Source organism: Pyramidobacter porci, assembly GCF_009695745.1.
Lineage (GTDB): Bacteria > Synergistota > Synergistia > Synergistales > Dethiosulfovibrionaceae > Pyramidobacter > Pyramidobacter porci.
Genome location: NZ_VUNH01000007.1, coordinates 159,577 through 170,792, shown reverse-complemented (window position 1 = coordinate 170,792; position 11,216 = coordinate 159,577). Strand labels below are relative to the sequence as shown.

Annotated in this window: 11 protein-coding genes, 1 rRNA gene and 1 pseudogene; 3 read left to right on the top strand and 10 right to left on the bottom strand. The window is 58.1% G+C overall.

Features of this window, described 5'->3' with window-relative positions:
- The 8 genes from FYJ74_RS07800 to FYJ74_RS07765 form a co-directional block, all read right to left on the bottom strand.
- A 16S ribosomal RNA gene (locus FYJ74_RS07800) occupies positions 1 to 126 on the bottom strand; the annotation flags it as partial.
- A gap of 438 nt (positions 127 to 564) precedes the next feature.
- On the bottom strand, positions 565 to 1,329 hold the full coding sequence (locus tag FYJ74_RS07795; RefSeq protein ID WP_154529009.1) for an ABC transporter ATP-binding protein: 765 nt from the start codon (positions 1,327 to 1,329) through the stop codon (positions 565 to 567).
- 9 nt (positions 1,330 to 1,338) lie between these two features.
- The gene (locus tag FYJ74_RS07790) at positions 1,339 to 2,376 is read right to left on the bottom strand and encodes an ABC transporter permease (RefSeq protein WP_154529008.1); all 1,038 of its coding nucleotides are present in this window, start codon (positions 2,374 to 2,376) and stop codon (positions 1,339 to 1,341) included.
- 187 nt (positions 2,377 to 2,563) lie between these two features.
- A complete protein-coding gene (locus FYJ74_RS07785; protein ID WP_154529007.1) occupies positions 2,564 to 3,475 on the bottom strand; it encodes a TDT family transporter in 912 nt (303 codons plus the stop codon).
- 19 nt (positions 3,476 to 3,494) lie between these two features.
- Entirely contained in the window at positions 3,495 to 4,031 is a 537-nt protein-coding gene (locus tag FYJ74_RS07780; RefSeq protein ID WP_154529006.1) for a C-GCAxxG-C-C family protein, read from the bottom strand.
- 99 nt (positions 4,032 to 4,130) lie between these two features.
- Positions 4,131 to 5,135 carry an ABC transporter substrate-binding protein gene (locus FYJ74_RS07775; protein WP_154529005.1) on the bottom strand — a complete coding sequence of 335 codons (1,005 nt, stop codon included), beginning with the start codon at positions 5,133 to 5,135 and terminating at the stop codon, positions 4,131 to 4,133.
- 57 nt (positions 5,136 to 5,192) lie between these two features.
- Complete coding sequence (locus FYJ74_RS07770) at positions 5,193 to 5,567, bottom strand: carboxymuconolactone decarboxylase family protein (RefSeq protein ID WP_195838855.1); 375 nt, start codon at positions 5,565 to 5,567, stop codon at positions 5,193 to 5,195.
- Between the two features lie 42 nt (positions 5,568 to 5,609).
- Positions 5,610 to 6,611, bottom strand: a complete 1,002-nt coding sequence (locus tag FYJ74_RS07765; RefSeq protein ID WP_154529004.1) for an ABC transporter substrate-binding protein — start codon at positions 6,609 to 6,611, stop codon at positions 5,610 to 5,612.
- A gap of 406 nt (positions 6,612 to 7,017) precedes the next feature.
- Here FYJ74_RS07765 and FYJ74_RS07760 point away from each other — a divergent pair, with 406 nt between their 5' ends.
- Entirely contained in the window at positions 7,018 to 8,154 is a 1,137-nt protein-coding gene (locus tag FYJ74_RS07760) for a M20/M25/M40 family metallo-hydrolase (protein ID WP_154529003.1), read from the top strand.
- A gap of 139 nt (positions 8,155 to 8,293) precedes the next feature.
- On the opposite strand, the gene FYJ74_RS07755 is transcribed toward FYJ74_RS07760, so the two are convergent.
- Positions 8,294 to 8,692 carry a winged helix-turn-helix transcriptional regulator gene (locus FYJ74_RS07755; protein WP_154529002.1) on the bottom strand — a complete coding sequence of 133 codons (399 nt, stop codon included), beginning with the start codon at positions 8,690 to 8,692 and terminating at the stop codon, positions 8,294 to 8,296.
- A 174-nt stretch (positions 8,693 to 8,866) separates the two neighbouring features.
- Here FYJ74_RS07755 and FYJ74_RS07750 point away from each other — a divergent pair, with 174 nt between their 5' ends.
- Positions 8,867 to 9,157 carry a hypothetical protein gene (locus FYJ74_RS07750; protein WP_154529001.1) on the top strand — a complete coding sequence of 97 codons (291 nt, stop codon included), beginning with the start codon at positions 8,867 to 8,869 and terminating at the stop codon, positions 9,155 to 9,157.
- Between the two features lie 325 nt (positions 9,158 to 9,482).
- Positions 9,483 to 10,103 (top strand): annotated as a pseudogene (locus FYJ74_RS12010) (M48 family metallopeptidase); the annotation flags it as partial.
- Between the two features lie 99 nt (positions 10,104 to 10,202).
- Here FYJ74_RS12010 and FYJ74_RS07740 read toward each other — a convergent pair.
- Positions 10,203 to 11,144, bottom strand: a complete 942-nt coding sequence (locus FYJ74_RS07740; protein ID WP_154529000.1) for an AEC family transporter — start codon at positions 11,142 to 11,144, stop codon at positions 10,203 to 10,205.
- Positions 11,145 to 11,216: the final 72 nt, after the last annotated feature.

The following is an 11,216-nucleotide window of genomic DNA, read 5'->3' as shown; positions in this document are numbered from 1 at the left end:
TTACTCACCCGTCCGCTGCTGAAATGTACCAATCAACCGAAGTCTCTCAATCCATCTCCGCTCAACTTGCATGTGTTAAGCACGCCGCCAGCGTTCGTCCTGAGCCAGGATCAAACTCTCCGTTAAATCCTTTATCCCTTACCTACTGCATCTTCCAGGCTCGCTCTCGCTTGGCTTCTCTTCCTCGTCCTCTTCTATTGTCAAGATGCTCTGTCGCCCGCTCTCCAACCGCTCCCTCTCTTTCGGGAGCGCCCTTCCCGCGCGCAACATGGGGTATATTAACGCGAGTGTCCTTTTCTGTCTACGATTTCATTTAGATTCTCTCATCACGAATAAGAATCTATTTGTTTTCTTTTACTGAAATTTATTTGATGCATTGACTATAAGTCACAAATTTTTGTTGACTTATTTCTTTAATTATCATGAAATGTCTTAGAATTAGCTATTTAACAGAATATTTCATCTTTAACGTTTCGCAAAAATGTTCGCTGATGGGATCGCGGTTCAAAAAAACAAAGAGGCTTTTCTCTTCCTATTTATGCTGAAGAGAAAAGTCTCTTTAGTTTACGCTTGGCGGTTGTCGAAGTTCAGCTGTTCCATGGCGAACCTGCGATAGTCCATGAATTCGCGGCTGGTACGGCGACGCGGATAGGGCAGGTCGACTTTGATGTCGTTGTGGACGCGGCCGGGACGCGGCGCCATGACAATGACGCGGGAACCCATGTAGAAGGCCTCGTCCACGTCGTGCGTGACCATGGCGACCATGGGGCGGTGGCGTGACCACATGGAGAGGATCACGTCCTGCATGGTCATGCGGGTGAAGGCGTCGAGCGCGCCGAGCGGCTCGTCGAGCAGAAAGACCTGCGGGTTGTTGACCATGGTGCGCAGCAACGCGGCGCGCTGGGCCATGCCGCCGGACAGCTGGTGCGGCCAGTTCTTGCGGAAGTCCCACAGTCCGGCGGTCTTCATCAGTTCCTCGACTTCAGCCTCATGCCCGCGCAGCTGGCCGCGCATTCTCAGGCTGAAGGTGACGTTCTGTTCCACGGTCAGCCACGGGAAAAGCGTCGGCTTTTGAAAGACCATGCCGCGCACGGGGGCGGGGCCGTCGATGACCTCGCCGTTGAGGGTCACTTTCCCGGTCGTCGGCACGATCAGTCCGGCGATCAGGCGCAGGATGGTCGATTTGCCGCAGCCGGAGGGGCCGATGACGCTGATAAACTCGCTGGAACGGATTTCCAGATCGATGTCTTCGAGGGCGTTGGTGACGGAACTGCCGGCGTTGGCGAAACTTTTGCTGACGCGCTCGAGCTTGAGGATATTTTCGGACATCGCGGCGGCCTACCTTTCCTGCCAGCGCAGCATATAGTGGCGGATCGCGCCCAGCAGCGTGTTGACAAGCACGAAGATAACGCAGATGGCTACGACGGCGGCGTACATATTACCGTAGCGGGCCCAGCTTTTCTGCCAGGTGATGTACCAGCCAAGCCCCGATTCGACGCCGATCATCTCGGCTACCATCAGGGCGACGCAAGCCGTGCTCATGCCCTGAGTCATGCCCTGCAGAATGTTCGGCAGCGCCGAGGGCACGGCGATGGTTCCGACGAGGCGCATGCCCTTGACGCCCAGCGTGCGCGCCGCCTCGAAATAGGCGGGGTCGATGTTGGTGATGCCGGTCTTGGTGGCAATCGTGACGGAGTACCACACGCCGAGGGCGATGATGAACACGCTGCCGCGGAAGAGCGTGGCGGCCAGCACCATGACGACGGGAAGCCACGTCGTGGAGGGGATGGCGCCCAGCAGCCGCGTAAACGGTTCGATCCAATAATTGACGTTGCGGTTGTAGCCGCAGGCGATGCCGGTGACCAGCCCGGCGCCGACGCCGATGAAGTAGCCGGTGAACAGCAGGATCAGCGAGTTTTTGGCGCAGTCCATCAAGTACCCCCAGTCGGCGATGGCTGCTTCCAGCATCTGATCGAGCCACGGAAAGTACGGCAGCGGCAGGCCGCCGGTCTTGAGCGTCAGCCAGTCGTAGCCGGCCAGCGCCAGAAAGACGAACGTATAGAAAGGGGCTTTGTAGCGCATCCAGCGGAAGGCGCGGCGCCCGCAGAACGAGGCGAGAAAACCGATCAGCACCAGCCCCATCAAGACAAGAATGAACCAGTTGTAGTCGTTGCCGTGGGTATTTCCCTGCAGATCGGGAAGGCAGTTGTACTCCCACAGGGCGACGCCGCCGGCAACGACGGGAAGGAAACAGACGACGTAATCGAGAAATTTTTGGAATTTCGTTTTCGGGCGGCTCTCGAGAATCGCCAGTTCGTCCCGCGTCAGACGGCGGGGCGGCATCCCGGAAGCGTGGCCGTTTTCATGACCGGGCATAAAGAAAAATCTCCTTTCTTCGGCAAGCACCGCGCAGCGCTGGCTGCCTGTCACATTTTCAGTTTCCGTTTCGCGTCGGACGAAAACGCAAAAAGAGGGGGGGGAAGCCGCAGTGAGCCCTCCCCCTTCTGTGCCATACTGCCGGCAGATTTCGTTCATATCGGACGGAAACTTCGTCCGGAGCAGATCATTTCGAAAAGATGAATTTCATGAAACAGAGATAGGTATAAACCACGAGCACCACAGCGACCAGCGTCGCCGCCGAAGCGGCGTACGACAGGAGCGGCAGCGCATGCCCAAGCTTGACGGCGCAGGCCGCGCCCTGCTTGAAGGCAATCGCCGCGATCACGAACGGAAAAGTGAAAGCCGCATAGCTGGGATAGAACGGCAATTTCAGCATCGAGAAACTCCTGATCAGCGCGAAAACGTACGTCAACAGCGCCAGCGCCAGCAGGAAGATCAGCATCGCGAAGGACTTGGGCATGACCGACTGCACATAACCGGCCACGCAAAGGCTTGTGGGTGCCGCATAAACGCAGATCAGCGGCATCGCCGGCTCCGGCACGGGCAGCGTCTGATACCGCTTCGTCACCACGAACAGCAGGATCAGAAGCGCTGCAAAACCAAACCAGAAAGCGATGGCGCCGACATCGGCGCTGCGTCCATACGCGGGGGCAGTCACCGAAGCGACGACAATGCCGACATAGAGGATGAAGAACACCGTGGTGACTTTTTTCAGGTCAAAGTGGAGCACGAACTTGAGAGTGAACCAAACGATCAGCAGCGCGTGCAGCGCCACGGCGAACCACCAGAGAACGCGCGCCGCCCCGCCGGCAAAGGGCAGGATATACGTGCTCAGCAGCATCAGCGCCATCGGAAACGTGGCGGAGACGCCCGCCGTGATCGGATTTTGCATGTCCTCTCTGACTGCAGCGGGGAAGAAAAACAACTTCAACAGCAGCAGAACCAGCAGAAACGCCGCCAGCACCCCGCAGACGACGCGGATCCCCTCGCCGCAGCTCTGCAGCAGATTGCCCAGCGCGGCGACGCCCAGCATCACGCCCGCCGCGGGAATCGGCACTTTCTTGATGAACTGCATCCGTCGACCTCCGTTCAAATCAGCTCTTCGCAGGCGGCAAATAAGGCGCTTTCAAACCTTCGATCGGTCCGTCGTCAACGTTTTTGATGTTCAGCTCGCGGCACAGGATCTCGGCGACCTTGCCTGCGCAGAGACCGGTGAAGGCAATGCACTGAGCCTTGTGTTCCCCTTCGGCCATCTCGAAGCCTCCGGTAAGCACGCGGCAGCAGTTCGCGTGTTTGGCGTTCGCGTCCCTGAACCAGTCGTGCAGCTCGTGCGTGAGCTTCATGCAGTAGTTGACCTTCGGGTCCTTGGGGCCGTCCTGCGTCGTACGGCCGAAAAACAGGCTCAGCGCCATGATGCCGCCGTTCAGCGCCCCGCACATGCAGCCGGAACGACCGGCGCCGATCGCCATGCCCGACGACAGAGCGATGACTTCTTCGGGGACGTCCACGTTGAAATCGCTTCTGATCGCCGACATCACCGCCTCGCAGCAGAAGAAACCGTTTTTGTAAAGATCTTCCGCGTGCTTCTGGACGGCCTTCGGACTGACCTGTTCGACTGAATACTTTGCCATTGAAATTCCCCCTTTTGGATATGAGCGGATGTTCCCGCCGAGAGCCCTCTCTTGGCGGAAACATCCGAAAAGAAACGCCGCGGTCCGGAGCTAATGGTATCAGTCGTTCTTGACGACGGGATCCCAGACTTTCCGGATCAGCTCTTCGGTGTCCTTCTTGGCGTCGATCATGCCGAAGCTTTTGTAGTCGTCAATGGTGCTGCGCAGCGTGGCTTCGGTCGCCTTGTCGTCGATGCCGAAATTGTAGGTCTTGAAGATCTCGAGCACCAGCTTGGGATCGCCGGCCGCCCATTTGTTGGCCTGAAGAGTGTTCACGGCCTCTTCGGGGTGTTCCATCATCCAGGCGCTGGCGGCTTCGTGGGCGCGAGTCAGCTTTTTGACGGTGACGGGGTTCTCGTTGTAGAAATCGAGGTTGACGGCATGGATGCAGCAGGCTTCCTGCTTGAAATCCTCGTCGAACGTCAGCGAGCGGAGGATGCGCAGTTCGCCGCTGTCGAGGAACTTCTTGGCAAACTGATCGCCGAGCAGCGCCGCCTGCACTTCGCCCTTCTTCATGGCCATCACGGCGATACCGGCTTCGGCGACCTTCCACTTGATCTGGCGCGGATCGATCTTGTCGTGGTTGAAGAAGCGCATGGAGATGTTCTGGTCGGAGCCGCCGATGCCGTCGGGAATGGCGACGTATTTGCCGACGAGGTCGGCCGTAGTCTTGATCGGGCTGTCCGCGGGGACGTAGAGCGATTTGCAGCCGGAATGAATGCCCGTGGTGAATTTGACGCGCACTCCGTTGACGGCTGGAACGAGCATCGTGGCGATATGGTCGCCGGTGACGTCGACCTTGCCGGTGCCGATGGCGTCGATCTGGCCGCTGCTGCCGCCGGACATGCGGACCACCTCGGTCTTCAGCCCTTCCGCCTCGTAGAAGCCTTTGAGCTGGGCGATGCCGAACGTGCCGAGGCACAGCCCGCCGTTGTAGCCGATCTTGATCACCCGTCCGCAGGCGGGTTCCTTCTTCCATGCGGCGTCTTCCTCTTCCTTCGTCATGGCAAAAGCGGACGCGCCCATCAGCGCGGCGCAGAACAGAGCAACAAGAAACTTTTTCATCGACAGTTCTCCTTTGGTTTTCAGTAGACAAGATGGTTGTAAAAAAAAATCAGGCTGCTACCTGGCGCTGAACTGATCGTAGGACTCCAGCACGACTCCGGCATAGGAGAAGCTGGGGCCGCCGCCCATAAGCACGGCGACGGAAAGCGCTTCGGCCAGTTCCTCGCGGGTGACGCCGGCTTTGATGGCATTCTGGACGTGCGCGTTGATGCACATTTCGCAGTGGGACTGCAGGGCAAGCATCAGCGCGATCAACTCTTTCGTCTTCAAAGACAAGGCCCCGTCTTTCAGCGCGGCGGCCCCGAGGGCGCTAAAAGCCTGCGTCGCTTCGGGGGCGGCTTCGCGCAGCTTTTTACCGCGCAGGCCAGCTTGGCGCGCCGCGTTTTTGTAATCGATCTGCGACTTGACCGCCGCGGCATTCTTTTCGCTCATGGCAATGTTCTCCTTTCAAACAAAGTGCCGAAACCATAAAAATCAATCGCGCTGCAAGACCGGATCCCAAATCTTTTTCAGGATCTTGTCGGGATCGAGGCGGGGATCGAGAATGCCAAAGCCTTGGTAATCGCGGATGATAAGACGCAGCGTCTCTTCCGTCGCCTGATCGCTGATGCCGTAATCCAGAGTTTTCTGAATGGACTGCACGAGGTCGAAGCCGCCGGTGACGTACTTGTGGTCGAGCAGGAGGCGGACGCTCTCGTCGATATTGTCGAGAATCCACTGACTGGCCTTTTCATGGGCGCGAGTCAGTTTCTTCACGGTGATCGGGTTCTCGTTGTAGAAGTCCAGATTGACGGCATGAACACAGCAGGCCTCCTTTTTGAAGTCATCGTCGTAGGTCAGCGAACGCACGATGCGCAAAGTACCATCGTCGAGGAAGCGGCGGGCAAACTGATCTTCAAGCAGCGCGGCCTCGATCTCTCCGTTCTGCATAGCCATGATGCTGACTCCCGCTTCAACGACCTTCCATTTGATGTCGCGGAAGGGACTGATACCGTCGCGGCTGAAAAAGCGCATGGCGATGTTCTGATCGGAGTCGCCAATGCCGTTCGGCACAGCCACCGTCTTGCCGACCAGATCTTTTGTGCTCTTGATGTCGCCCTTGGCGGGCACGTACAGTGATTTGCAGCCGGTGTGGATGCCTGTCGTGAATTTCATGCGCACGCCGTTAACCGCAGGAATGATGAATTTAGCGATATGGCCGCCCACCACATCGACTTTGCCGGTGCCGATGGCATCCACATCCTTGGTCATGCGCGTGATCTTGACTTTCAGCCCCTCTTCGGCGTAGAAGCCTTTGATGTCGGCAATGCCAAAAGTGCCGAGACACAGTCCTCCGTTGTAGCCCACGTTAATCACGCGCCCGTAAGCAGGCTCCTTCTTCCAGGCCGCATCTTCCTCTTCCTTCGTCATCGCGAAGGCCGTGGAGGAAACAAGCGCCGCCGCACCTGCCAGAACCGCAACCAGTTTTCTGTCCATAAAACGATCGCTTCCTCTCAACCGTTAATAACGGTTATAGTTTTTATGCTTAATTTAAAATATCATTTGGCTTTTGAAAAGTCAATTCGAATTTATGAACAGTATTACTCTCGAGAAAGCGTTTTACAGCGTCTTGGGCTATCCGAAGGTTCTGCTTCGCCGTAAATCATTAATTCCGTCCGAAAGAATCGTTTGCAAAGGAGCGTTCCTGCCTTATTGTTTTACGGCTCCGTGAGCACGCTCAAAATTTTCCGGCAAAACCGAGAAACACATGCCAAAAATCACAATGCGGCGTTCTCTTTTTGTCCGTTTCGCACTGGACGGAAACGAACCCGTCGTTTATGATGAAACGAGTTTTTTGAAAAGAGCGCCCGTTCGATGAACTTTATTAAAGGGAGAGTCCGTTATGAACGACATGATCAAAGCCGCAGCCGAACAGTTCGCCCGTGAGAACGTAAAAGAGGCTCAAAACCTGCTGCGCACGCTGGGGAAGATTCCGGCGCCGTCGCACGACGAAGGCCGGCGCGCGGCCTTCGTCAGCGAGTGGTTCAAATCGCAGGAATTCAAAGACGTGCAGATCGACGCCGCTCAAAACGTGATCTGTAAGTTGGGGCCGCAGGACGGCGATCTGATCGTCTTCGCAGCGCACACCGACATCGTCTTTCCCGACACGGCGCCGCTGCCCATGCGCGAGGAAGACGGCAGACTCTACGCGCCCGGCATCGGCGACGACACTGCCAACCTCGTCAACCTGATGATCGCCGCCCGTCATCTGGCGCGGCGCGAAGACGAACTGACGCAGGGCGTGCTGATCGTCGCCAACGCCTGCGAAGAAGGGCTGGGCAACCTCGACGGTACGAAGGCTCTGTTCGCCGCCTACGGGGCGCGCGTCAAAGCCTTTTACTCGCTCGACGGCAAGCTTGGCCACTGCTGCAGCGGCGCCGTCGGATCCTATCGTTACCGCGTCACGTGCCGGACCGCGGGCGGCCATTCCTACGCCAACTTCGGCAACGCCAACGCCATCGAGTGCCTGGCGCACCTGATCGAGGATCTCTACGCCGTCAAACTGCCCGAAAGCGCGCGCACGACTTTCAACGTCGGGCGCATCGAGGGCGGCTCCACCGTCAACTCCATCGCCCAGTATGCCGCGATGCTGTACGAATTCCGCTCTCCCTCCCAGGAATGTCTGGATTACATGAAGGTTCAGTTCGACGCGATCCTCGACGCCAACCGCAACCGCGGCGGCGAATTCGCGGCCGAACTGTTGGGAGTCCGTCCCGGCGACGGCGCGCTGAACCGCGAGGCGCTGCAAGCCTTTACCGCCCGCACGTTGGATGTGATCCGCAGCTATTACGACGGCGAGCTGACCGTCACCCCCTCGTCCACCGACAGCAACGTGCCTCTGTCTCTGGGCATCATGGCCAATACGCTCGGCACTATCGTCGGCATGGGGGCGCACACCCGCGAAGAGTGGGTAGACCTGAGCAGCATGGAAACGGGGCTGAAAATCGCCCTCAGTCTGATGCTCGCCGCGCAGCGGTAAGGCGGTAAACGGGAAGAGCAGCATAAAATCGCCCCATCGGAGCCTGCTGAAAAAATTCACAGGCCCCGACGGGGCAATTTTCGTATGCAAAGCATCGCTGTCTTCTACCACACGGCTCTTTCGTATGGCAAACGCGCCGTCAGACAGACGAGCCTCGTTTTCCCGCGCCGTAGTCGCATTTGCGGCACTGGAACAAGAGCCGTTCGCCGCTCTCGCGATGAAACGCTCCCGACCAACGGCAGATGCTTTGCAGAATGGGAACCACCGATTTTCCTCTCTCGGTCAGGGAATATTCCACGCGCGGAGGGATTTCGTCATAGGAACGGCGACGCAGGATCCCGTCGCGCAGCAGCTCTTTCAGCATCGAGGAGAGCACGGCGTCGGTGATGTTTATCATCTCGCTGCGCAGCTCGCTGTAACGCAGCCGCCTTTTTTCGGCCAGCACGCAGATAATTCGCGACTTCCATTTGCCTCCGAAAATTTCCAAGCCATGTTCCAGCGGGCAACGGATGTCCTTTTCCAGTTTCGGCTGATACATAACAAGCCCCCCCTTTCCCGTCTTTCCTCATTTCATTCTACCCTAACGCCTCTTTCCGCAAAAATCGCTATGAAATTTATGAGCGACTCATAAATTTCTCCATATCTTTGATTTTTACAGCGAGACCGCTAAAATTTTCTCGGATTCAAAAACAAACCTTGAGGAGGTCTTACGATGAAAGTCAATGCCTATTTGGAAGTGGTCATGGAAATTGCTCCCGAAAATCGTCCGGCGGCCGCAAAAGTGTATCACGATTATCGAGCGCCTTTCCTCGACGAAATCCCCGGGGCCCTGACCAAGGAACTGCTGATTCGCGACGAAGACGTGCAGGTGATCCATGGTTTCGACAGCGCAGAACATGCGCGGGCCTACCTCGACAGCGCTCTGTTCACACAAAAGGTCGTCCCGGGGTTAAAGCCTCTCTGGGGCGCCGACCCCGACGTGCGCATTTACACAGTGGCGTAAGGCGCCGTCCGCAAAATTCGCACTGCAACGAATGCTCCTGCAAAAACACGGCAAAGGAGAACGGCCGGCGGGATTTTCTACCCCGCCGACCGTTCTCCTTTTTTCTCTTTTTGCAAGGCCCCTCCGCACCGGTGGAGGGACACCGCAGCGTTTCGTTCGAACGCCGATTCGCGCTGTTCCACGTGGAACATTTTCCGCTGTTTCAGTATTCTCAACGGTAGCTGTTCATTAGACACAGCTTAATATAATTTTCCCCGCACGATCTCGCGACGACGTTCACACCGGCAAAACATGATACACTGAGACGGAAAGGGAGGTGAAGCGGATGGCAGATAAAGACAATGACGAACGGCGCGAGATCCTCGGCGTGCCGCTGCTGATCCTGCGCCAGAGGCAGAAAAACATGTATCTGACGGTGCGACCCGACGGCACTCTGCGCATCTCCTGCCCGACGGCCACTCCCGATGCGGAGATCGAACGCTTCGTCGCTTTGCAGTCGCGCTGGCTGTACAAGCGCCGCGCCGCCGTTTTGCAGATGCGGGACGAGCGGGTGAAGCACGACATCGGCGACGCCGTGCTGTTATGGGGCCGTTCTCTGCCGCTGGTCGTCGCACACGGACGGCCGTACGGCGCCAGCCTGCGCGGCGAAACCGTTCTCCTGAACCTGCCGGAGAACGGCACCGCCGATGAACGAGGCAAACTGATCCACAGCTTTCTGCGCGCCCGTCTTGGGCTCGCCATCCCGCCGCTGCTGGCCCGCTGGCAGCCCGTGCTGGGCGTGCGGGCTTCGAGCTGGCGCGTGCGCGACATGACAACGCGCTGGGGCAGCTGCAATACGCGCACGGGACGTCTGTGCTTCAATCTTCGCCTCGCCGCCAAAGATCCGCGCTGCCTCGAGTACGTCGTCGTGCACGAACTCAGTCATCTGATCGTCGCCAGCCATTCGCCCGCCTTCTGGAACTGCGTGGCCCGCTGTCTGCCCGACTGGCGGCAGCGGCGCAAACTGACCAACGAAGGCGCGCAGGGAGCATCAGAAGAAATAGCTCTACGCGAAAACGCGCAGCGAAACCTCCATCCAGAACAGCAACGTCACCATGCACAGCAGCGTCGACGACGCTACCAGCATGGCCGCGTAGTCGGCGTCCATGCCGAAACCGCGGGCCAAAACGTAACAGTTGAAGGCCGGCGCCACGGCGGAACCGACCACCGCCGCCTGCATGACGACGGGACTCTCCACGGGAAAGAGCATGAACGCAGCCATGACGATCGCCGGATGAATGAACAGTTTCATGAACATGTCGGGCCAGGCCGATTTGATATCGCTCCACAGGCGTTCCGGCACCAGCGCCGCGCCGATGACCAGCAGCGCCATGCCGTTGCCGCAGTCTCCCAGGACCTTGAGGACGCGCGCAAACCATTGCGGGATATAAGGCGTCCAGCCCAGAGCTCCGACCAGGATACCGCAGATGCCCGCCAGCAGGATCGGATTCTTGACCGTCCGCGCCAACGCGCTCGCCAATGAGCGGGCGTCGCCCCGACCGCTCATGGCAATCTGCGACATCAGCAGCGGTACGAGGTTGAAATACGGCGTTCCGACCGCCACAAAGAGCAGCTGCGCTTCCGTGCCAGCTTGTCCGAGCCAGAGCGTCATCACCGGCAGACCGATAAAGATCGCGTTGGGACGCACCGACGTGAGCATAGACACGGCACGCCGTTCGGGCGCGATTTTGCGCAGCCCCGACATCACCCAGAGCACTGCCGTTGCCGCCGCATAAGCGCCAATGAGCACGGCGGCAAAACGCCAGCCACGGATCATGGACGCGTTGAAACCAAGTCCGGCCTTGAAAAAGCTGACGGGCATCAGCAACGAGAAAAGCAGCCCGTTCAGCTCCTTCAGTCCGGTTTCAGTCAGCCGCCTCTGTCTTTTCAGACCCCAGCCGCATCCCATGACAATAAAAATCACCAAATTCGTTAAAAGACCTTGCATCGTTTCGGTTCCTCCGCTTCAAACAAAAGCCGCCGCCAAGGCACAAAGAAAGCGAAAAGGACGCGCACGCAA